This window comes from Geobacillus sp. FSL W8-1251 (assembly GCF_038005945.1).
Taxonomy (GTDB): Bacteria; Bacillota; Bacilli; order Bacillales; family Anoxybacillaceae; genus Geobacillus; species Geobacillus stearothermophilus.
This window is the reverse complement of record NZ_JBBOUF010000001.1, coordinates 846,362-867,201: the sequence shown is the minus strand read 5'-3', so window position 1 is coordinate 867,201 and position 20,840 is coordinate 846,362. Positions and strand designations below refer to the sequence as shown.

Below are 20,840 nucleotides of genomic sequence, written 5' to 3'. Positions count from 1 at the left end.
AATGTTTTGGGCTATGAGATACATTTTTGCTCTTCGCATAGCCCACAGGATATGAGTATGAGATGAAAAACCCGAGTTCGACAGTTTTGAGGCCATTTTAGGCAAATGAAAATGGCCAAAATGCTGTTATATCAAAGATTTCGCGATGCGGATCCTAGAAAAAAACACTGAATTTCATAGGCACACGAATTCATAATTTATCCTTTAAAAAAAGCCTAATATCGCTTATAATATAGGCATGTACATACGACGAGTGACACGCAAAAACAAAGACGGAACGACTGTGGCGGATCCCCAGCTTGCTCATAATGAATGGGATCCAAAGGCCAAATAGGCGAAAGCGAAGGTGATGGATTCGTTCGGTCGCGAAGATGAAGTGGATCGCGCCGTCTTGGAGCGTCTGGCCAAAAGCATTTCGCGATTCCTTTCCCCTGACTCATGAATCGTGGCCGAAAGTAAGAGACGAATGCGAGCGTCTCATGCTTGGACATTTTTCTTCAAAAAACGGCGACCTTTATCAACGAACAGAACTGACGGCCAAACAAGCGCTATTCCTTGCGGCTCTAGGGCTGGAACCTCCTCCAAAGATTCTAGGCATCCACCCTCGCGCCTAGATACACGCCCGAAGTGTGCCCAAATGCCTCCGATCCCTTTTGTATCAAGGGGCGAGAGGCATTTTGTTTGCCTAGTGACTGTCGAACTCGGGTATACGATTAGAATTGAAAAATGCCCCAAGTGTTTTTCATCACTTGGGGCATGGATGAAGTTACGTTAGCAAATTCGTTCCTTATTTCTTATATTATATTATTTGCTTTTAACCATTCTTCAAATAGCTTACTTCCGACTTCATAAGATAAATCATCTGCATCAACAGTAAAAATCTTGTAACCATATTTTTCATGGAAATCATACTTATCTAATATTTTTTTAACTAATGTAGTATCTTGTTCATTATCTAAAAAAACTACCCATTTATTTTCATTCTGAATTTTATATGCGACTGCTTCTAAATCAACATTGTTCTCATAATATCCTAAATGAAGATGCTGATTTGGATCAAATTTCACGTTTATTCACTCCCTATAATTGATTTGATTACCATATGAAGTGATGTTTTTTCATATTAGGAGCTACATGATAATGTAGATAACCCGTGGTGCTAGATAAACTTGAGCAAGCATAAAAATAGCCCTTGCTGGCGGATCTCCTGTAGAATGAAAGTGCGACCTGCCATTCGAAAGGATAATCCCCATGCAAGAGCACTTTCATTTTACTACAGATCGAGCCAAGATTCAAAAGCAATATGCCGCCATTTTCGTTTTTGTTTCTGCTCGACTTTCATGCATTCAGGTGCATCTTCATCGTCGAAATCGCCATTTGGTCAAGCAAGGCTGTACGAAGAATACCAAATGGCGCTTTGGACTCCGTCTTGAAAAAACCAGAAACATCGTGCGTCTGAGACATGGGAGCAGTGGATCCAACAAAAACGCAAAGTGATCGAGACGGTGTTCTCGGTTCTGGTTGACCACTATCGCATCACGGGGATCCGAGCCAATTCGATTATCGGATTTGAAGTGGCACTAGACGGTATATTGTTAGCTTATTCCCTGGTTACACTTGGGCTAGTTGAGCGCTAAAGCTCAACTAGCACCACGGGTGGATAAATCATCAGCTTCTCTTCCGTCTTCGTGCGCGGCCGGGCAGGAGGGGATTTGATCGGGATCGAAGAAGCCGAGATGCAAAAATCAAAGCCGCGCTTGACTCGCAGTCAAACGCGGCTTTCGGATGAAGGAAAACTAGCGAATGGATTCAAGCTGCTTGGCCAAATGGTGAAGTTTTTTCTCGTGCTGGATGGTTTTGGACGCGAGGAAATGGACGGTTTCTTGCGTTTCGGTCAGCTCTACGCGCAAGCCAGCGAATTTTTGTTCGAGTCGGTCGAACCGCTCGTTCACCTCGGCGCGAAATTGCTGCATCTCCGCTCTCAGCTGGTTGGCCGTTTCTTGCATTTCCGCTCTCAGCTGACTTCCCATTTCGTCAATTTGGGTGCGGATGTCGCGGGAAAATATTTTCAGCGCCTCGACCACTTCTTTCACCACCGTATCGCGCTCCATGCTTGTTCCCCTCCTCTTTTTTGATTATACGACGTGAAGCAGGGAAAAGAAAAGGACGTTTTGAATAAGATTTTTCTCTGTTAATGGATGGTTGGCTTGAGTTGCGGCGTCGTGATTGGTCCATGATCATGGTGGCGTTTTGAGGGAACAGGTGGCTCGGCTTATTTTTTGTAATTTTTAACAAATATAACCCGAGTTCGACAGTTTTGAGGCCATTTTAGGCAATAGGAATGCTTGTTTCTATCAGAGGAAGGTGACTCCTGTTTCCTTGGAGTTGCTTGGAGCCGGGCGGACGCTGGCGGATAAACGCGGCACCGAGCTTGGCGGAGTGCTGATTGGAAGTGGTGTCAAACCGCTTGCGTCGACGTTGTTTGCCTATGGGGCGGGTGTCGTTTATGTATACGACGATCCGATTTTTGCCCATTACCGGACCGAGTCGTATATGCGCGCTTTGCTTGACTGTTGTCAAAAGTATAAACCGGAAGTGCTGCTGTACGGGGCGACGCCGACAGGGAAAGACTTGGCGAGCGCCATTGCCACTGATTTGCCGACCGGACTGACGGCGGATACGACGATTCTTGATATCGAGGAGGAAATCCGCCATGCCTGAAAAATTTGATTGTATCGTCGTCGGAGCGGGGCCGGCCGGAACGGCGTGCGCCTATGAGCTTGCCAAAGCCGGGGTCAACGTATTATTGCTTGAGCGCGGCGAATATCCAGGATCGAAAAACGTCATGGGCGGCGTGCTCTATCGAAAAATGATGGAAGGCATTATTCCGGAGTTTTATAAAGAGGCCCCGCTCGAGCGGCCGATCGTTGAGCAGCGGTTTATGCTGATGGATAAAGAGTCGGCGGTGACGTTCAGCTATAAAGGATTGGAGTGGGGACGCGAGCCGTACAACAACTTTACCGTTTTGCGGGCGAAGTTTGACCAATGGTTTGCCGAGAAAGCAGTCGAACAAGGGGCGTTGCTCGTTTGTGAAACGGTGGCACTCGAATGCATCGTTGAAAAAGGCCGCGTCGTCGGTGTCCGCACCGACCGCCCGGACGGCGAGGTGTATGCCGATGTCGTCGTGCTGGCGGACGGCGTGAACTCGCTTTTGGCGAAACAGCTCGGGTTTCACCGCGAATGGCGGCCGGATGAAGTCGCGCTCGCAGTGATGGACATTGTCAAGCTCGATAAAAAAGTGATCGAAGAACGTTTCAACCTTGATCCGGAGCAAGGATGCACGATCGAGCTGCTCGGCGATGCAACAAAAGGCATATTAGGAACCGGATTTTTATACACCAATAAAGACACCTTAAGCATCGGCGTCGGCATGCTGCTTTCCGGGCTGATCAAACATAAAATCAAACCGTACGAGCTGCTCGAATATGTCAAAAACCATCCGATGATCCGGCCGTATCTCCAAGGGAGCGAGCCGGTCGAGTACTTGGCGCATTTGATCCCGGAAGGCGGCTACCACTCGATGCCGAAAGTGGTCGGGGACGGTGTGCTTGTCGTTGGGGATGCCGCTCAGCTCGTCAACGCCATTCACCGCGAAGGATCGAACATGGCGATGACTTCCGGACGCCTGGCAGCCGAAACGATCATTATGGCAAAAACGTACAACGATTTCTCGGAGAGCATGCTTGACCATTATCGACTGAAACTGATGGAGAGCTTTATTGTCCAAGACTTGAAGAAGTATAAAGATGCAACCCATCATTTTGATGCGTTCCCGCAATATTTTGAACGCTACATTCCGCTGCTCAACCGGGCGGCCAGCCACATGTTTACGGTCGATGGGGCACGGGATCGTCTTTCGGCTAGGGTGATCGTTATGTTCCACATCGGGGATTGTGTCATTTTTGCCTGTGATGGGGCGAGGGGAATCGTGCTTGAAATGAATGATCACTCTTGCCACGTGTTATGGGAAGACCGTTTCGTCAGTTGGGAGAAAAAAGAGCTGTTAACGGTCGATGTGGAGTTGACGAAAAGGCAAACGATTCGTGTTTCTTCCGATGTCAACCACCTGTTGTAAGGGTGGTTTTTTATGGGGGAGAAGAAACAGCGGAATGAAGCATTCGTCGGTGTAGGCGGAGCGGCGTTTGTGGTAAGCTAGTGGGGAGGAATACTTGCACAGGAGGGACTGACTAGTGGTTACAACGAACGAGGCGTTTCCCACCAACTTTTTATGGGGAGGAGCGACGGCGGCCAACCAGATCGAAGGAGGATTTGGCGAAGGAAACAAAGGGGTAAGCATTGCCGATGTGCTTCCGGGAGGAAAGATGAGGCAACAACTGCTTAGGGAAAAAGGGTTGCAGTTTGCCATTGATAAGGAGAAGTACACATACCCGAACCATGAAGCGATCGACTTTTACCACCGGTATAAAGAGGATATAGCCCTGTTTGCTGAGATGGGATTTAAAGCGTTCCGCCTATCGATCGCCTGGACGCGCATCTTCCCGAACGGCACCGAGCTTGAGCCAAATGAAGAAGGGCTTGCCTTCTATGATCGGGTGTTCGATGAGTTACATAAATACGGGATTGAGCCGGTGGTGACGATTTCCCATTATGAAATGCCGCTCCATTTGGCCAAAGAATACGGTGGCTGGCGGAGCCGCGAACTGGTAACGTTGTTTGAACGTTACGCCAAGGTGATTTTCCAGCGTTATAAAGATAAAGTGAAATATTGGCTGACGTTTAACGAAATAAACGGTGCGCTCCATTTTCCGCTCATGAGCATGGGATTTGTGCCGGAAAGCGAAGAGACGAAATATCAAGAGTTGTTTCAAGCGTTCCATCATCAATTTGTCGCCAGCAGCCTGGCGGTGAAGGCGTGCCGCGAGATCATTCCGGACGCAAAAATCGGCTGCATGATTCTCGCCGCCCCGGTGTACCCGTACGACTGCAATCCAGAAAACGTCATGCATGCACTTGAAGAGGAGCGGCTGTTGAATTTCTTTTGCGCCGACGTTCAAGTGCGCGGCGAGTATCCATCCTTTATGAAACGCGTGTTCGACGAGCGCGGGGTGAAACTCGATATTCGCGACGGGGATTTGGAACTGATCAAGAAGCATACGGTCGACTATATCGGTTTAAGCTACTATATGTCCGTCACCCAGAAAAAAGACAAGATGGATGATGAGCTCATCCCCGGCAGCGTATTTGATGGGGTGAAAAACCCGTTCCTTAAAGCGAGCGACTGGGGCTGGGAGATCGACCCTATAGGGCTGCGCATCATTTTAAACCGGTTGTACGATCGGTATCGCGTACCGCTTTTTATTGTGGAAAACGGGCTTGGGGCGCATGACAAAGTGGAAGAAGACGGCTCGATTCACGACGATTACCGCATTGACTATTTGCGCCGTCATATCGAAGCAGCGCGTGAAGCGATCGCCGATGGCGTCGAATTGATTGGCTATCTCGTATGGGGCTGCATTGACCTCGTGAGCGCCTCGACCGGCGAGTTTTCAAAACGGTACGGGTTGATTTACGTCGATAAACACGATGACGGCAGCGGCACGCTCGAGCGGAGAAAGAAAAAGTCGTTTGATTGGTATCAAAACGTCATCGCGACGAACGGGGAAGAGTTATAATGGGAATGACCGCAAGGGGAATTTGAAGCAAAAGGCAGCTGATGGAATCGAATGGCAAAATAGTAAGGGAATGCGCGCTCGCCTTGCGCTGCGGGGGAAATTGACCATCAACCCCATTTGAAGGAGGACGAAAATGATGAACATTGTGGCTCTTGTCGGAAGCTTGCGAAAAGACTCATATAACCGGAAATTAGCGGAGTTTATGCGAGAACGGTACAAAGACAAATTCCAATTGGACATTGCCGATATCGGCGCTTTGCCGCATTACAATCAAGACGATGAACTCGATCCGCCCGAAGTCGTGGCGGCATTCAAGCGGCAAGTGGCGGATGTGGACGGGGTTTTGATCGTGACACCGGAGTACAATTGGTCCGTTCCCGGCGTGCTGAAAAACGCGCTAGATTGGCTGTCGCGTGTGGACAAAGTGTTGGTCAATAAACCCGTGATGATTGTCGGAGTATCGACAGGGATGATGGGAACAATCCGAGCCCAGCTTCATTTGCGCCAAATCTTGCAAAGCCCGGGGCTGGCTGCGAAAGTGTTGCCGCCTGCCGGGAACGAGGTATTGATTAATTTTGTGAACCAAAAGTTCGATGAATCGGGGCAATTGACGGACGCAGCAACGATCCAATTGTTGGATCAGGTGATCGAACGGTTTGTTCAATGGATTGCCCAAAGCGGACGGTGAGCACCGTTCGCTTTTTCTTTCGGTAGGCAATGAGTCCGAGTCAGCTGAACAATTGGCTTGATGATGGTGGGCATGATTTGTATTAAGGAGCTTATGTTGCGTTTTATACCCATTACCGGTATAATGTAATGAAAAGAGGTGATGTTTGATGAACCATTATGAAGATCATCATGTGGATAAAAAAATGGTTCCACGAACGGAACAGGAAATCGAACGCATTATCAAGCGCTTGAAGCGCATCGAAGGACAAGTGCGCGGGGTGCAAAAAATGGTGGAGGACAATCGGTATTGCATCGATATTTTAGTGCAAATTTCTGCGATCAGAGCGGCGTTGAACCAAGTCGGGCTGCAGCTGCTTGAACGCCACGTGAGCCATTGCGTGGCGAAAGCGATCCGTGAAGGGAGCGGAGACGAATCGATTCGCGAATTGATGGATGTGATGAAACAATTTTCAAAGTAAGGGGGGAAACGGGAAATGGGGGAGCCGAAAACCGTGACGCTGAAGGTGACCGGCATGACATGTGCCGCGTGCGCCAATCGGATTGAGAAAGTATTAAATAAGATGGATGGCGTCAAAGCCCATGTCAATTTGGCCACGGAAAAAGCCACGATTCAATACGATCCATCAAAACAAACGATCGCCGATATCGAAACGAAAATTGAGAATTTGGGGTATGGCGTTGCGACGGAAAAAGTGACGCTTGATATTGAAGGAATGACATGTGCGGCCTGTGCGACGCGGATTGAAAAAGGGTTAAATCGGATGGAAGGTGTGACAAGCGCTGCTGTCAACTTGGCGACAAACAGCGCGGTGGTCGAATACAAGGAGGGTGTTGCATCTGTCGAAGACATTTTAGAGAAAATCAAAAAGCTTGGGTATAAGGGGCAAATTCGAAACGAAGAACAAGACGATGCTGGCCGGAAAGAAGAGCGGTTGAAACAAAAACAACGGCAACTTGCCATTTCCATCATCTTATCGTTGCCGCTGCTCTATACGATGTTTGCCCATATGCCGTTTGATATCGGCTTGCCGATGCCGCATCTGTTGATGAACCCGTGGTTCCAGCTTCTTTTCGCTACACCGGTTCAGTTCTACATCGGCGGTCCTTTCTATGTCGGGGCGTACCGGGCGTTGCGAAACAAGAGCGCGAACATGGACGTCCTAGTGGCGCTTGGAACATCGGCCGCGTACGTTTACAGCTTGTATGAAGCGTTGCGAACGCTTGGGAATCCTCAATATATGCCAAGGTTGTATTTTGAAACAAGCGCCGTCTTGATTACGCTTGTGCTTGTCGGCAAATACGTTGAGGCTCTTGCGAAAGGGCGGACAACGGAAGCGATTTCAAAGCTCCTTAGCTTGCAGGCAAAGGAAGCTACTGTCATCCGTCATGGGGAAGAAAGAAAAGTTCCGCTCGAGGAAGTGGTGATCGGCGATACGATTGTTGTCAAGCCAGGAGAAAAAATACCGGTGGACGGTACGGTCATCGCCGGAGCATCCTCCGTAGACGAATCGATGATTACCGGTGAATCGATTCCGGTTGATAAAAAGGAAGGCGACTATGTGATCGGAGCGACCATGAATACAAATGGGGTGCTGACCATTCGAGCAGAAAAAGTAGGAAAAGATACAGCACTTGCCAATATCATTAAAATCGTCGAAGAGGCACAAGGTTCGAAAGCTCCGATTCAGCGGATGGCGGATGTCATTTCGGGTATTTTCGTACCAATTGTTGTCGGAATTGCGGTTGTTGCATTTATGATCTGGTACTTCTTTGCTGCGCCGGGTGATTTGGCGAAAGCGCTTGAGGCGGCCATCGCCGTTCTTGTCATCGCGTGCCCTTGTGCGCTCGGTTTGGCCACACCGACATCGATTATGGTCGGCACCGGCAAAGGGGCAGAACAGGGAATTCTCTTTAAAGGAGGTGAGTACCTAGAGAGAACGCATCAAATCAATGCCGTATTACTCGATAAAACAGGAACCGTGACAAAAGGAAAACCGGAAGTCACCGATGTGCTGGCCTTCCGCGAGGACATGCTCGATTATGCGGTTTCCGCCGAGAGCGCTTCGGAGCATCCGCTGGCTCATGCGATTGTGGAATACGGGAAGAAACAAGCGATTTCGCTGAAGCCATTGGAGCACTTCTCCGCCATTACCGGCCACGGAATTGAAGCGGTCATTGACGGAAAAAGCATCCTTATTGGGACGCGAAAATTGATGAAGGAACGCTCTGTAGCGATTTCTGTGCATGAAGATAAAATGGTAGAGCTTGAAAAACAAGGGAAAACAGTGATGCTCGTTGCCATCGATGGACAGCTTGCCGGCATCATTGCGGTCGCGGATACGGTAAAAGAAAGCTCCAAAGAAGCCATTCAAACATTAAAACAAATGGGCATCGATGTCTATATGGCAACAGGGGACAATCAACGGACAGCGGAAGCGATCGCCAATGAAGTCGGCATTGAGCATGTGTACGCCGAGGTGCTCCCGGAAGACAAAGCGAACATCGTCGAGGAATTGCAAAAGCAAGGAAAACGTGTGGCGATGGTCGGTGATGGCATTAATGACGCTCCAGCTCTTGCGAAAGCGGATATTGGGATGGCGATTGGCACGGGAGCTGATGTCGCCATCGAGACCGCGGACGTGACCTTGGTCGGCGGCGATTTGCGCCATATCCCGAAAGCCATTGAGTTGAGCCGCAAAACGATGAAAAACATTCGGCAAAATCTGTTCTGGGCGTTGTTTTATAATACGATTGGCATTCCGGTCGCCGCTTTCGGATTATTGGAGCCATGGATCGCGGGAGCGGCGATGGCATTCAGCTCTGTATCGGTTGTGACAAACGCGCTTCGTTTGAAACGCGTGAAACTATAAACATTCAAGGAGGAATGGACGATGACCATTACATTACAAGTACAAGGAATGACATGCGGACATTGCAAAGCAGCGGTGACCAATGCCCTTCAAGCGTTGGATGGCGTCGGCCGTGTAGAAGTGCATTTGCAAGAAGGAACTGTCGATGTGGAGTATGATGAAACAAAGGTCAGCGTAGAAAAACTGAAAGAAGCGATTGAAGAGCAAGGATATGATGTGAAATAACATACGGAAGGTGCCCCGAAGTGATGACGGGGCACTTTTTTATCTAGAACGTAGCGGGTCTCGGCTGGGGAAAGTTTTTTCTCTTCTTGAAGAATATCGAGAAAGCGAGATGTTATAATGAAAGTAACAAGCGCGGAAAAAAAGAGGGACTGACCCAAAACGCATTTGTGTTTTGGGTCAGCCCCTTCAGCTTTTTTATTCACCTTTATTCGTTGTGTCATTCGGATCTGGGGTATAGTCCGATTTGTAATCGGTATATTTTACTTGTGTGACCATTCCGGCTGAAGCATGGTGCAAGTCATGGCAATGGAACATCCAATTTCCCGGATTATCCGCTTTAAACGCGACGACATATTCTTCACCAGGGTTTACATTTAAGGAATCCTTTATCAATGGAGAGCCTGTGACCGGCTTGCCGTTTTTGCTTAACACTTGGAAGAAATGGCCGTGTAAATGCATCGGATGTACATCCGTAGGTGAATTGTTCACGATTTTTACTTTTACGAAATCTCCTGTCTTCACATGAATAGGCGCTGTGTCAGGATACGTTTTCCCATTAATCGTGAAAATCATGCCATTTTTGCCCATGGCCGTTCCTAAATCCATTGTATACTCTACATCATATTTTTGGTCTAACGTAAATGGACCTGTCTCATATTTTCCGTATTTTGTAATATCTACCACAGGGAGATTTTCTTTTGCGTTCGCTTTGTCCGTATTGTTTGCTTGTCCTTCGTATTGAATTTTCACTTTCATGCCATCGGTACCTTTCATATTTCCGTGACATTCTAGTAACCATTCACCCGGGTTATTGGCGATAAACTCAATGTCGTAGCGCTCACCCGGAGCAATACTTAAAAGTTCATCTTTGATTGGTTGCGGATCTTTTAACGGCTGCCCGTCAGTTGCGACAATTTTAAACTCATGACCATGCAGGTGAAGTTTGTGGGCCATGTATCCTGCGTTTACAAGGCGAAGCCGCACCTTTTCGCCTTTCTTCACTTTTAAAGGTTTGACAGCGGAACCGCTTTTCCCGTTAATCGTGAAAATATCATACATATTCATATCATGGCCCATGCTGTTCATATCCATTTGTTGATTATCAGAGCTATTTCCATTATTCATATTACTATGATCCATGCCGCTCATATTCATGTCCATATGGCTTTCGGCGTCCGGGTCGCTCATCCATTCATCTAATACAAGCGTGTAATCTCGATCGACTTTTTCTTCATTTTTCGGTTCTACGATTAATGTACCGTATAATCCCTTGTCCACTTGCTCGGCGCTTTTTTGATGGGAATGATAAAAATACGTTCCCGGCACGGTTGCTGTAAATTCATACGTAAACGTTTCACCCGGTTTAATGGCGTCCATCGTGACACCCGGTACTCCATCTTGGTTATTTGGAACAGGGTAGCCGTGCCAGTGAATCGTGATCGGTTCTGGCAATTCATTTTTTAAAACAATTTTCACATTATCCCCTTGCTTTACGCGGATTTGCGCACCGGGTACCGATCCATTGTACGTGTAGACCGGGAGTTTGACTTGATCGTTGATTTGTAATAACGCTTCCTTCGCAGTAAGGTGAATTTCTTTCCCGGATAATACTTCTGTATTGGTTGCCAAAGGTAATTGCTGCTTGCTCGTTTCAGCGGAAGTATTTTCTTTTTCCATATTCATGCCGGACATGTCGTGTCCCTGCATGGAAGATGGATTTGAGCAAGCTGCGCCAATCGCTGCTACTCCTGCGAAAATGGCGCCAAGCAGCCATTTTTTCATGTCGTTTTCCCTCCTTAAGTTTGTAGTGGGAGATGCAATGATATGATAAAAAATAGATGTGCAAAATGTATGGAGAAAATCGTTCAACTGAAATGTAAAAAAGGCAAGCGATTCGGATTCACCGATGTCTAACGGTGGTAGGTAATCGCCTGCCGTCCCATTTGAACCCAAGCGTCGATAAAGTCTTGTTTCGGCGCTTTTTGGTTTTTGACAGCGGTCAATGGATCATTGAAATAAATGTACTGCTCATCGTATCCCGTAATGAGCACCGCGTGTTCCCGGTACGTGATTTTGATCGGGCCTTGCGGGGTTTGCCATTCCCGAAAGGCAGAGGGAGGAAGAGGACGAAAGGTGGTGTTGGTGATCACCCAAACCGGTGTGCCTTTGGCCAAGTATGTATAGATGTTCTCAAACGATTGCCCTGTTAAGTCGATGATTTGGTTCGGCAAGTACCGCTCAGCCAACTGCTTGATCGGCTTATGGTACACGCCGTATCCAGGCTTCGATAACGTATACATATCGCCGACAAACCCTTCATTTGGGTGGCCGTAAAACACTTGGCCATTTCGCACTTGATACGGAGTAGGATTTTTCTTGATTTGTTTCGCCAACGTCATCTTATCGACGCGAATGCCGGCATGATTCAAGAGCATGGCCAAGCTGGTTACTTCGCATCCTCTTGGCAGTTCCGGAAGTTGAGACAAAAGGGGGGCGTCAATCAGGACGGATGTCCTTAGCGCTTGTTTCTTTGAAGAGGCAACTGATCGATTCGCCTCCTTTGCTTGATTGCTCGGGGACGGGTCGGTTTCTCTGCTGTTTCTGTTCTGTATGAAGGCTTTGATGGCATCGCCTATCTGGGCCGAACTTGCATAATAGGATAATGAGGCGGCCAATAGCAAGAAACACGAAATATACAATCCGAGCGACCGTTGATTCATCCTCCCGTTCAGAGGTCTTCTCAAGAGAACAAAACAAAGGGAAACGATGAGAAAAGTCAAAAAAAGGATAAACGCTAACAAGCCATTCTCAACTCCTTTATAACACGTGTGTGTTTTTATAGTAACAGATCGATGTGCAAAAATGGTGAAATTCACACTTTCTCCATATTTTATCGTTAATATTATGAGAAACTGAAAATCTTGCAAGCAGTTTTCCTGAAAAAATGGAAACAGATTGTTTTTGAAACTTGATGTTGTGTATGATAGAATGAAAGTGTCTTTGTATAAATCATTTTAGTTTTAAACAAAAAGGTTTTTGGTGTTGTTTTTGAATTCTTCTTAGCAAAGTGGAGGGACAATCATCGCCATGTGCGGTTTTATTGGCTGTATTCATGATCGCCCGAGAGCGATTGAGCAAACATGGAAAACAACGTTGGTGGAGATGAACCGCCTGATTACCCATCGCGGCCCCGACGATGAGGGGTATTTTTTTGATGACTACGTGAGTTTTGGCTTTCGGCGGCTGAGCATCATCGATCTGGAGGCGGGACATCAGCCGCTGTCTTATGAAAACGATCGATATTGGATCATTTTTAACGGGGAAATTTACAACTATCTTGAATTGCGGGAAGAGCTGGCGGCGAAAGGATATTCGTTTGCGACGCATTCGGATACCGAGGTGATTGTCGCCCTTTACAGCGCGGAAAAAGAAAAAGCGGTCGAAAAGCTGCGCGGGATGTTTGCGTTTGTCATTTGGGACAAGCAAGAGAAAACGGTGTTTGCGGCGCGGGATCCGTTCGGCATTAAGCCGTTTTTTTATGCGGAGCAAGGAGACTGCACGTTTTTCGCTTCGGAAAAGAAAAGCATCTTGCTCGCTCTGGGACAGGAGTCGCTAAACGGCGATTCCCTGCAGCATTATTTAACATTCCAATATGTCCCTGAGCCGCTGACGATGTCGGCCGGCATTTACAAGCTGGAGCCGGGGCATTATCTCAAGAAACAAGTCGGAAAACCGCTCACGATTCATCGTTATTGGAAGGCATCCTTCGACCCCATTCGCCAATCGGAAGAGGAGCTTGTAAAGAAAATCCGCGATGCGCTGTTTGATTCGGTCAACGTCCATATGCGCAGCGATGTGCCGGTCGGTGCGTTTTTGTCGGGAGGCATTGATTCATCGTTCATCGTCGCCATCGCGAAACAATTCCATCCGCACCTGAAGACCTTTTCCGTCGGATTTGAGCGGGAAGGGTTCAGTGAAATCGATGTCGCAAAAGAAACGGCAGAGAAGCTTGGGGTAGACAACATTAGCTATGTCATCTCACCGCAGGAGTATATGGAAGAGCTGCCGAAAATTATGTGGCATATGGACGATCCGCTTGCCGATCCTGCGGCGGTGCCGCTTTATTTTGTCGCTCGTGAGGCGAGAAAGCATGTCACGGTTGTGCTTTCTGGCGAAGGGGCGGACGAGCTGTTCGGCGGTTACAACATTTACCGCGAACCAGAGTCGCTGCGGCTGTTTGTGCGTATGCCAAACATCGTAAAAGCGGTGTTGCGGATGATCGCGAAGCTGCTTCCGGACGGAATGAAAGGAAAAAGCTTTTTGGAGCGCGGCACGACGCCGCTTGAAGAGCGGTATGTCGGCAATGCCAAAATCTATAGCGAAAAGGAAAAAGCGGCGCTGCTCAAAACGTACCGAGGAGGGTGCGAATATACGGCGGTGACGGCTCCGTTTTACCGCGAAACGCTTCATGACCCGCCCGTCAACCGGATGCAGTATATTGATCTTCATACATGGCTAAGGGGCGATATTTTAGTCAAAGCGGACAAAATGACGATGGCCCATTCGCTTGAGCTGCGCGTTCCCTTTTTAGACAAAAAGGTATTTGAGGTTGCTAGGCAAATCGCCCCTGATATGAAGATAGCCAACGGTACGACGAAATATATTTTACGTAAAGCCGCCGAAGGCATCGTGCCGGATCATGTGTTAAACCGGAAAAAATTAGGGTTCCCCGTGCCGATTCGCCACTGGCTGAAAAACGAAATGTATGACTGGGCGAGACAGCTCATCAACGAAAGCGAAACTGATCATCTGTTCCATAAGGACGTGCTCTATCGGCTGCTGGATGAACATGCCCGCCACAAGGCGGACCACAGCCGCAAGCTGTGGACGGTGTTGGCGTTTATGGTTTGGCATCAAGTGTATGTGGAAAAGAAGTACGATTTTGCTTCATCCGCACAAAGCGAGGAGCGGCCAGCGTCTGTTTTGGAGGCGTAGCAGGGAAACGACAGGGCGTTCTAAGGGCGACACCTAGAACGCCTTTTTCGATGGTGCGGACAGTTTCCTTGCCTTTGGCGAAGCGAAAGAGAAAATTTGCTTTCTCCCGCTCTTGCAATTTTCCCGGTTTTGGTATATGCTTGTTCCATCAGGATGCTAAACTACTATATATTGGTTTTGAGGTCTTTTTTTACAACTACATATTGTTCTGCCAAGCAACGGTGTCCATCAGGACTTAATAGGGAATCCGGTGCGAATCCGGAACTGCCCCCGCAACTGTATGTGCGGACGAAATGGGATGGCCACTGGCGGCAAGAGCTGTTCGGCGCGCCGCTGGGAAGGCCCCAAAGTAGGACGATGCACGAGTCAGGAGACCTGCCTTGCTTGGAACGTTTCATGTTCTTCGGGGTGTGAGAAGATGAAACGATAGGGGAAAAGAACAAAGGGTTCGTCTGCCTTTTTTCGTCTGTCGTTTCATCCGCTCGCCTGCCCGAGCGGATTTTTTTATGGAAGGAGAGAAGAAACGAATGACCACATTGACGAAAACGGTCATCCTCGATGATCAAGGGAAGTCGGTTTCGTTTTCACGTGAAGAGTTTGTGTCGCTGATTGGGCAAGCCGCCGCTGGATTCGGCCGTCTGTCGCTTGATGAATACGTCGAGCGTGTTTGGCAGCTTCTTAGCCGAAAGGAGTCCGTCACGGTAGAACAGCTGCACCAAACGGCTATTTTGGAAGGACTTTCTTACATTGATGAAGAGGAGCCGGACTGGACGTTTGTGTGCGCCCGGCTGTATTTGCGGCAATTGTACCGTGAAGCGGCGCGGCAGCGCGGGTACGATGAACGCGAGCGGTATGGCGATTTCTACTCGCTGCTTGTTGCGCTGACGGAACAAGGGGTGTACAGTCCGTTCTTGCTTGAACGTTATACGAAAGAAGAAGTCGACGCCATCGGTGCGTTTCTTGATCCGGAGAAGGACAAGCTGTTTACGTACATTGGGCTGCGCACGCTCGCGGACCGGTATTTGGCGCGCGATTATGAGCGGCGGTTGTATGAATTGCCGCAGGAGCGGTTTTTGGTCATTGCCATGACGCTCATGGCGAATGAACCGCAAAAGCGGCGCCTTGCGCTCGTGAAGGAAGCGTATTGGGCGTTAAGCAACTTATACATGACCGTGGCGACGCCGACGCTTGCCAACGCTGGGAAGTCGTACGGCCAGCTGTCGAGCTGCTTTGTCGATACGGTCGATGACAGCTTGCAAGGAATTTATGACAGCAACACCGACATCGCCAATTTGTCGAAATCGGGCGGCGGCATCGGCGTCTATTTAGGCAAAATCCGGTCGCGCGGCAGCGACATCAAAGGATTCAAAGGGGTCTCCTCCGGCGTCATCCCGTGGATGAAGCAGTTGAACAATACAGCGGTGAGCGTCGATCAGTTGGGACAGCGAAAAGGAGCCATTTCCGTCTATTTAGATGTATGGCATAAAGACATTTTTGCGTTTCTCGATGCGCGGCTCAACAACGGCGACGAACGGCTGCGGACGCATGATTTGTTCACCGGCGTGTGCATCCCTGATTTGTTCATGGAGCAAGTCGAACAGCGCGGCGACTGGTACTTGTTTGATCCGCATGAAGTGCGGAAGGTGATGGGGTTTAGCTTGGAAGATTTTTATGATGAGGAAAAAGGGCGCGGGAGTTTCCGCGAGAAATATTGGCAATGCGTCAACGAACCAAGGCTGTCGAAAGAAAAAGTGCCGGCGATCGACGTGATGAAAAGCATTATGCGCAGCCAGCTCGAGTCGGGGACGCCGTTTATGTTTTACCGCGATGAAGTGAACCGGCAAAACCCGAACCGCCATCTCGGGATGATCTACTGCAGCAACCTTTGCACGGAAATCGCGCAAAACCAAAGCCCGACAGTGACGAAGCGGCAATATGTGAAAGACGGGACGATCATCATTGAGAAAATCCCAGGCGATTTTGTCGTCTGCAACTTATCGTCGATCAACTTGGCGCGGGCGGTGACCGACGGCGTTTTGGCGCGGCTGATCCCGATTCAAATGCGGATGCTCGATAATGTCATTGATTTAAACAATATCCCTGTGCTGCAAGCCGGCCTGACGAACGAAAAATACCGCGCTGTCGGGCTTGGAACCTTTGGCTGGCATCATTTGTTGGCGTTAAAAGGCATTCGCTGGGAGTCGGACGAAGCGGTCCGCTATGCCGACGAGCTGTATGAAACGATCGCGTATTTGGCGATTCAAGCGAGCATGGAGCTCGCCAAAGAGAAAGGGAGCTACCCGGCGTTTCCAGGATCGGATTGGCAGACAGGCGCTTATTTTGAGCGGCGCGGCTACGAAAGCCACGGTGAATTGGATTGGGATCGGCTGAAGCAAGACGTGGCCCGCTATGGGATGCGAAACGGCTATGTGATGGCGGTGGCGCCGAACGCCTCGACGTCGATCATCGCCGGCAGTACAGCGAGCATTGACCCGATTTTCTTAAAAGTGTACGCCGAGGAAAAGAAAGATTATAAGATTCCCGTTACGGTGCCGGATTTAAACGAACAGACGACATGGTATTACAAATCGGCGTACCATATCGACCAGCGCTGGAGCATCAAGCAAAACGCCGCCCGCCAGCGCCATATCGACCAAGCCATCTCCTTTAATTTCTACGTCGTGAACACGATTAAGGCAAAAGAGCTGCTCGATTTGCATTTGACGGCGTGGAAGTCGGGGCTGAAAACGACGTATTACGTGCGTTCGACATCGGGGACGATCGACGAGTGCGATTCTTGCGCGAGCTGACGGTCTTCCCCCAGACGTTGCCGATTCCGGGGAAAGATTCACGCCGAAGCTTAGCTGAAAGGGAGGAATGGATCATGACAATCAGCTTAGTCAAACGGCCGATTATGGATCCAGAGGCGCCGAACCGTTCGACGGGCATTATCAACGGCCGCTGCTCGAATGTGTTGAACTGGGACGATATCGCCTACCCATGGGCGTATGCGAAATATAAGCGAATGCTCGCCAACTTTTGGACACCGTTTGAAATCAATATGGCCCAAGATGTGAAGCAGTTTCCGCAGCTGACCGCCCGCGAACAGGAGGCGTTTTTGAAAATCATCGGCCTGTTGGCGCTGCTTGACAGCATTCAAACCGATTACGCGGGACGTGTGGCGGATTACATTACCGATCCAAGCATCAATGCCTTGATGATCATGCTTGCCCAGCAGGAAGTCATTCACAACCATTCGTATTCGTACGTGCTCTCGAGCCTTGTGCCGAAAGCAAAGCAAGATGAAGTGTTCGACTTTTGGCGAAACGAACCGACGCTGCGCAAGCGGAACGATTTTGTGACGAACGGCTACAAGGCGTTTGCGGAAGAGCCGAACGTGGAGAACTTGCTGCGGTCGATCGTCTTTGACGTTATTTTAGAAGGATTGTTTTTCTACTCGGGGTTCGCCTTTTTCTACAACCTCGCGCGCCAGCAAAAAATGGTGGCGACGAGCACGATGATCAATTACATCAACCGTGACGAGCACATTCATGTTGATTTGTTTACAAAAATTTTCAAGGAAGTGTTGAACGAATACCCGGAGTATCGGACGCCGGAGCTTTCCGATTTTGTCCGTGAAACGTTTACGAAAGCGGCTGAGCTGGAAATCGAATGGGCCGGGGAAATCATCGGGAATGACATCGATGGCATCGACTTGGCTGATTTGGAAGCGTACATTAAGTTTTACGCCAACGTCCGCGCTCATCAGCTCGGTTTTGACCGCCCGTTTGACGGCTATCGGACGAACCCGCTCCGCTGGATTAAAGCGTATGAAGAAGTCGACCTCGGCAAATCAGACTTCTTCGAGCAAAAACCGCGCCAATATACGAAAGTGCAAGTGGATAATGGGTTTGATGAGCTGTAAGGAAAACCGCGTTGGGGCATCGTCCAACGCGGTTTTTTGCCGGAAAACATGATTAACGGAGGGATTCTCGCTGCATTATACAATGGGGAAGAGAAAAGGAAAAGAGATGTTGCGGCTTGTTGTCGGACGGTAGGCTTGGGCGCCTTACCTTGGTATAATGAGAAAAAACTTGCTTTTGAATGCGAAAGGGGACGGGAGAAGTGGGGAAAAAACAGGAAATCGAACGGCTGCGCGAGCAATTGAATCAGTGGCTCGTGGAAGAGGAGCACGACAATGACGAGGTATGGCTGAAGAGGGGGGGAAGCGATTTTTCAACGTTTCGCTCAGCTGGGTTCAAGCGCCATCGCCTATAACCAGCTTGGCGACCCGGAAACGGCGCTTGCCATACTTGACCAGCTTGAAGGGTATCACGGCCCGGGACAGCCTAACCATTATGAACGGATCACCGTGACCGCCATAGATGCTGATGGCGAGAAGTACACGTGTTACACGTACGTGTACCCATCAGAACGAAAAGAGTGGCTTGAGCAACACGCCAAACTTAAAGCGTGAGTGGACGATGAGGATATAAGAGGGCATTCGATGGTGTGTATCGTTCTGTGTCGCTGGCGCGCGAGCAGCCCACCTGATGAAAGGGTGAGCTGTTTCCGTTCAGAGCATACATTGTTCGTGGCGATGTTTCGCGTCTGTTCAAGGGGAATGGCGACATCAAGGCAAGCGGTCAAACAATATCCCCGAGTCGCTCTTTTCCGTGCTGACGGCTGACGAGTTCGTCGAGCTGGCGGATTTTTTTCCACGCTAAGTCGTCGCTGATCGTTCGATAATGGTGGCGGCCGCCGGGCTCCTCGTCGGCTTCGTCGGCCCATTTGACGATGGCTTGAAGCGGCGTTCGTTTCCATTCTCCTTCTGGAAGGTAGGAATCGGTATGAAGCAAAATCGCCAGGGCAATTTCCTTAGCGTTTTGCGGATGTTCGCCAAGGCGGATCAGCAGCTTATGGGCGCGCTCGGCCCCTTTGATGGCATGGATGTCGTTTTGCCGGTATTGTTCGTAGTCCCAACGGCCGTTTTTGTACCATGTGTAATGGCCGATATCATGAAGCAGTGCCGCTTTTGTCGCCAAGTCGACGTTTACTCCGTGGCGGAGGGCAAGGTGGTAGGCATGGTACGCCGCGGTGATGGCGTGGGCGAGGCCGGATCGTTTTAAATATTTTTGCGCAATCGGATGGGCAAAGACGTCGGTTAAGGTGACCGTTCTCATAGGCATCCCCTCCGTTTTTTGTATTTCTCACCATCATACCATGGCGTAAAGAGTCAGGCAATGAGAGAAAGTAGGTGGGAGCGGTTGCATGGGAAAAAATAAGCCGATCGTGCTAAAATAGCGCTCGGCTTATTGGATTTGTGCTTGGCAGGCAAGCCGTTTGGCTGGTTGATCCGTTTTTTCGCGCTCGCGCCGCGTTTTCGGAGCGAGAAGGTGAGCGCCGGCGAGAACGGTGACCATGCAACGGCCACACGTTCCTTTTTTGCATTTGTGATCGAGCAGAACACCTTGTCCTAGGGCGGCGTCAAGAAGCGAAACGCCGGGGGCTGGCTGCACGGTGAACGTTTTCCCTTTTTGTTCGATTTGAATGACAGACGGCCGCACGGCGGACGGCCCATCGGGCTTAGGCGGCGCGGCAGAAATGGAGCGCTCCGATGGCCGGACGGCAGGCTTCAGTGAGCCGACCGTGAATGTTTTATCCATTTTTTTACACATCTCCTTTAAATTACATGGTTAGTTTGAAAATGAATCTCATTTACATCCGAATGAATGATTGGTATCATAATAGTAAAAGGAATTGCGAAAACGCCATCTTGGCTAGGGACAAGGGGGAGACACCATGGGCATTCCGATGAACGGACTGCGCGATATGAAAGCGATTTTGGCCAACGAGCGAAAAGTCGGCGGCGCGGTGGAAGCGGCGCTTCTCCGCCTCCGTTCCGGCGAAGAATATCGAAACGTCTGCATCGTTCATATCGATCAACTAGGCGCCCAATACTATTCGGTCGGTTTTGTGACCGAACAAGGGGAACGGCTCATCGTCAACGTTCATGACATCAGCGTCATCTCTGCGCCTGAACATAAAAAAATTCGTGAGCTGAACAACGCCGCTTATAAACGGGAAGCCATCAACAACAAGCGGCGCTATTTAAAACGCCTCTTTGAGATTTATGAAGGCAGTTATACCGTTCATTTTTGGCGGGAAGCGAAAATGATTATCGATGACATCGGTGTTGAGGCGCTCAGCCCCGAATTGTCGCTGCTCGTCTCCAACGTTCAAGGACAAACGGCCCGCACCGCTTAATGGGAAAATCAAGAAACCGCCCGGCGATCTCCCCTATCGTCCGGGCGCGTCTTCGTTAAAGGGAATTTGCTGTAGCCTCGTTTTCATGGCGCGGATCGCT

18 protein-coding genes, 5 pseudogenes and 1 riboswitch are annotated in these 20,840 nt (G+C 49.3%); of the genes and pseudogenes, 17 read left to right on the top strand and 6 right to left on the bottom strand.

The genetic code is table 11. The annotated features are described in order from the left end of the window. Nucleotides 1–238: 238 nt before the first annotated feature. Nucleotides 239–436: pseudogene (locus tag NSS88_RS16715) on the top strand (IS1634 family transposase); the annotation flags it as partial. A gap of 358 nt (nucleotides 437–794) precedes the next feature. Here NSS88_RS16715 and NSS88_RS04410 read toward each other — a convergent pair. Next, nucleotides 795–1,067 carry a DUF3986 family protein gene (locus tag NSS88_RS04410; protein ID WP_033026638.1) on the bottom strand — a complete coding sequence of 91 codons (273 nt, stop codon included), beginning with the start codon at nucleotides 1,065–1,067 and terminating at the stop codon, nucleotides 795–797. Nucleotides 1,068–1,251: 184 nt separating this feature from the next. Between NSS88_RS04410 and NSS88_RS16710 the strand changes: the two are divergent. Both NSS88_RS16710 and NSS88_RS04405 read left to right on the top strand, forming a co-directional pair. Beyond that, nucleotides 1,252–1,389: pseudogene (locus NSS88_RS16710) on the top strand (IS982 family transposase); the annotation flags it as partial. After that, nucleotides 1,383–1,637, top strand: a pseudogene (locus tag NSS88_RS04405) (IS982 family transposase); the annotation flags it as partial. The pseudogenes NSS88_RS16710 and NSS88_RS04405, both read left to right, overlap by 7 nt. A 159-nt stretch (nucleotides 1,638–1,796) precedes the next feature. Here NSS88_RS04405 and NSS88_RS04400 read toward each other — a convergent pair. Beyond that, a complete protein-coding gene (locus NSS88_RS04400; RefSeq protein WP_049625046.1) occupies nucleotides 1,797–2,111 on the bottom strand; it encodes a hypothetical protein in 315 nt (104 codons plus the stop codon). A 214-nt stretch (nucleotides 2,112–2,325) separates the two neighbouring features. Here NSS88_RS04400 and NSS88_RS04395 point away from each other — a divergent pair. The 8 genes and pseudogenes from NSS88_RS04395 to copZ all read left to right on the top strand — a co-directional run. Next, nucleotides 2,326–2,706, top strand: a pseudogene (locus NSS88_RS04395) (electron transfer flavoprotein subunit alpha/FixB family protein); the annotation flags it as partial. 7 nt (nucleotides 2,707–2,713) lie between these two features. Next, nucleotides 2,714–3,904: pseudogene (locus NSS88_RS04390) on the top strand (FAD-dependent oxidoreductase); the annotation flags it as partial. 30 nt (nucleotides 3,905–3,934) lie between these two features. After that, nucleotides 3,935–4,135, top strand: coding sequence for a hypothetical protein (locus NSS88_RS04385; protein ID WP_094239759.1), 201 nt, complete (start codon nucleotides 3,935–3,937; stop codon nucleotides 4,133–4,135). Nucleotides 4,136–4,250: 115 nt separating this feature from the next. Next, nucleotides 4,251–5,693 (top strand): glycoside hydrolase family 1 protein, encoded by a 1,443-nt coding sequence (locus NSS88_RS04380; RefSeq protein ID WP_014195217.1) that lies wholly within the window; start codon nucleotides 4,251–4,253, stop codon nucleotides 5,691–5,693. A gap of 136 nt (nucleotides 5,694–5,829) precedes the next feature. Further along, nucleotides 5,830–6,381, top strand: coding sequence for an NADPH-dependent FMN reductase (locus NSS88_RS04375; RefSeq protein ID WP_049625055.1), 552 nt, complete (start codon nucleotides 5,830–5,832; stop codon nucleotides 6,379–6,381). Nucleotides 6,382–6,529: 148 nt separating this feature from the next. Beyond that, on the top strand, nucleotides 6,530–6,841 hold the full coding sequence (locus NSS88_RS04370; protein ID WP_013523213.1) for a metal-sensing transcriptional repressor: 312 nt from the start codon (nucleotides 6,530–6,532) through the stop codon (nucleotides 6,839–6,841). A 15-nt stretch (nucleotides 6,842–6,856) separates the two neighbouring features. After that, complete coding sequence (locus tag NSS88_RS04365) at nucleotides 6,857–9,253, top strand: heavy metal translocating P-type ATPase (protein WP_064213583.1); 2,397 nt, start codon at nucleotides 6,857–6,859, stop codon at nucleotides 9,251–9,253. Nucleotides 9,254–9,274: 21 nt separating this feature from the next. After that, nucleotides 9,275–9,478 carry a copper chaperone CopZ gene (gene copZ, locus NSS88_RS04360; RefSeq protein ID WP_033015735.1) on the top strand — a complete coding sequence of 68 codons (204 nt, stop codon included), beginning with the start codon at nucleotides 9,275–9,277 and terminating at the stop codon, nucleotides 9,476–9,478. A 195-nt stretch (nucleotides 9,479–9,673) separates the two neighbouring features. Here copZ and NSS88_RS04355 read toward each other — a convergent pair whose 3' ends face one another. Both NSS88_RS04355 and NSS88_RS04350 read right to left on the bottom strand, forming a co-directional pair. Continuing rightward, on the bottom strand, nucleotides 9,674–11,260 hold the full coding sequence (locus NSS88_RS04355; protein WP_049625050.1) for a multicopper oxidase family protein: 1,587 nt from the start codon (nucleotides 11,258–11,260) through the stop codon (nucleotides 9,674–9,676). Nucleotides 11,261–11,388: 128 nt separating this feature from the next. Next, nucleotides 11,389–12,279 carry a C39 family peptidase gene (locus NSS88_RS04350; protein ID WP_341083230.1) on the bottom strand — a complete coding sequence of 297 codons (891 nt, stop codon included), beginning with the start codon at nucleotides 12,277–12,279 and terminating at the stop codon, nucleotides 11,389–11,391. 286 nt (nucleotides 12,280–12,565) lie between these two features. Here NSS88_RS04350 and asnB point away from each other — a divergent pair, with 286 nt between their 5' ends. The 5 genes from asnB (at nucleotide 12,566) to NSS88_RS04325 (ending at nucleotide 18,950) form a co-directional block, all read left to right on the top strand. Next, nucleotides 12,566–14,473 carry an asparagine synthase (glutamine-hydrolyzing) gene (asnB, locus tag NSS88_RS04345; RefSeq protein WP_049625525.1) on the top strand — a complete coding sequence of 636 codons (1,908 nt, stop codon included), beginning with the start codon at nucleotides 12,566–12,568 and terminating at the stop codon, nucleotides 14,471–14,473. Nucleotides 14,474–14,674: 201 nt separating this feature from the next. Then, a riboswitch (cobalamin riboswitch) is annotated at nucleotides 14,675–14,870 on the top strand. Between the two features lie 130 nt (nucleotides 14,871–15,000). After that, nucleotides 15,001–17,283, top strand: coding sequence for a ribonucleoside-diphosphate reductase subunit alpha (locus NSS88_RS04340; protein WP_061580682.1), 2,283 nt, complete (start codon nucleotides 15,001–15,003; stop codon nucleotides 17,281–17,283). Nucleotides 17,284–17,357: 74 nt separating this feature from the next. Next, nucleotides 17,358–18,398: a ribonucleotide-diphosphate reductase subunit beta gene (locus tag NSS88_RS04335; RefSeq protein ID WP_055358094.1), complete on the top strand. Its 1,041-nt coding sequence runs from the start codon at nucleotides 17,358–17,360 to the stop codon at nucleotides 18,396–18,398. Between the two features lie 200 nt (nucleotides 18,399–18,598). Further along, the gene (locus tag NSS88_RS04330) at nucleotides 18,599–18,751 is read left to right on the top strand and encodes a hypothetical protein (RefSeq protein WP_023633957.1); all 153 of its coding nucleotides are present in this window, start codon (nucleotides 18,599–18,601) and stop codon (nucleotides 18,749–18,751) included. Continuing rightward, nucleotides 18,705–18,950, top strand: a complete 246-nt coding sequence (locus NSS88_RS04325) for a gamma-glutamylcyclotransferase family protein (RefSeq protein ID WP_310794013.1) — start codon at nucleotides 18,705–18,707, stop codon at nucleotides 18,948–18,950. Before NSS88_RS04330 ends, NSS88_RS04325 begins: the two co-directional genes overlap by 47 nt. 169 nt (nucleotides 18,951–19,119) lie before the next feature. On the opposite strand, the gene NSS88_RS04320 is transcribed toward NSS88_RS04325, so the two are convergent. Together NSS88_RS04320 and NSS88_RS04315 are read right to left on the bottom strand one after the other, a co-directional pair. Next, nucleotides 19,120–19,656: an HD domain-containing protein gene (locus NSS88_RS04320; protein WP_013146000.1), complete on the bottom strand. Its 537-nt coding sequence runs from the start codon at nucleotides 19,654–19,656 to the stop codon at nucleotides 19,120–19,122. Between the two features lie 129 nt (nucleotides 19,657–19,785). Then, nucleotides 19,786–20,139, bottom strand: a complete 354-nt coding sequence (locus tag NSS88_RS04315) for a 2Fe-2S iron-sulfur cluster-binding protein (RefSeq protein WP_049626477.1) — start codon at nucleotides 20,137–20,139, stop codon at nucleotides 19,786–19,788. Nucleotides 20,140–20,275: 136 nt separating this feature from the next. On the opposite strand from NSS88_RS04315, the gene NSS88_RS04310 reads away from it, so the two are divergent. Next, entirely contained in the window at nucleotides 20,276–20,740 is a 465-nt protein-coding gene (locus NSS88_RS04310) for a hypothetical protein (RefSeq protein ID WP_011230416.1), read from the top strand. Nucleotides 20,741–20,840: the final 100 nt, after the last annotated feature.

What these genes read in the sequence shown, in the direction of transcription:
- NSS88_RS04400 (WP_049625046.1), bottom strand. Translation starts at nt 2,111, where the DNA reads ATGGAGCGCGATACGGTGGTGAAAGAAGTGGTCGAGGCGCTGAAAATA.
- asnB (WP_049625525.1), top strand. Translation starts at nt 12,566, where the DNA reads ATGTGCGGTTTTATTGGCTGTATTCATGATCGCCCGAGAGCGATTGAG.
- NSS88_RS04365 (WP_064213583.1), top strand. Translation starts at nt 6,857, where the DNA reads ATGGGGGAGCCGAAAACCGTGACGCTGAAGGTGACCGGCATGACATGT.
- NSS88_RS04370 (WP_013523213.1), top strand. Translation starts at nt 6,530, where the DNA reads ATGAACCATTATGAAGATCATCATGTGGATAAAAAAATGGTTCCACGA.
- NSS88_RS04315 (WP_049626477.1), bottom strand. Translation starts at nt 20,139, where the DNA reads ATGGATAAAACATTCACGGTCGGCTCACTGAAGCCTGCCGTCCGGCCA.
- NSS88_RS04310 (WP_011230416.1), top strand. Translation starts at nt 20,276, where the DNA reads ATGGGCATTCCGATGAACGGACTGCGCGATATGAAAGCGATTTTGGCC.
- NSS88_RS04320 (WP_013146000.1), bottom strand. Translation starts at nt 19,656, where the DNA reads ATGAGAACGGTCACCTTAACCGACGTCTTTGCCCATCCGATTGCGCAA.
- NSS88_RS04385 (WP_094239759.1), top strand. Translation starts at nt 3,935, where the DNA reads ATGTTCCACATCGGGGATTGTGTCATTTTTGCCTGTGATGGGGCGAGG.
- NSS88_RS04355 (WP_049625050.1), bottom strand. Translation starts at nt 11,260, where the DNA reads ATGAAAAAATGGCTGCTTGGCGCCATTTTCGCAGGAGTAGCAGCGATT.
- copZ (WP_033015735.1), top strand. Translation starts at nt 9,275, where the DNA reads ATGACCATTACATTACAAGTACAAGGAATGACATGCGGACATTGCAAA.
- NSS88_RS04375 (WP_049625055.1), top strand. Translation starts at nt 5,830, where the DNA reads ATGAACATTGTGGCTCTTGTCGGAAGCTTGCGAAAAGACTCATATAAC.
- NSS88_RS04340 (WP_061580682.1), top strand. Translation starts at nt 15,001, where the DNA reads ATGACCACATTGACGAAAACGGTCATCCTCGATGATCAAGGGAAGTCG.
- NSS88_RS04335 (WP_055358094.1), top strand. Translation starts at nt 17,358, where the DNA reads ATGACAATCAGCTTAGTCAAACGGCCGATTATGGATCCAGAGGCGCCG.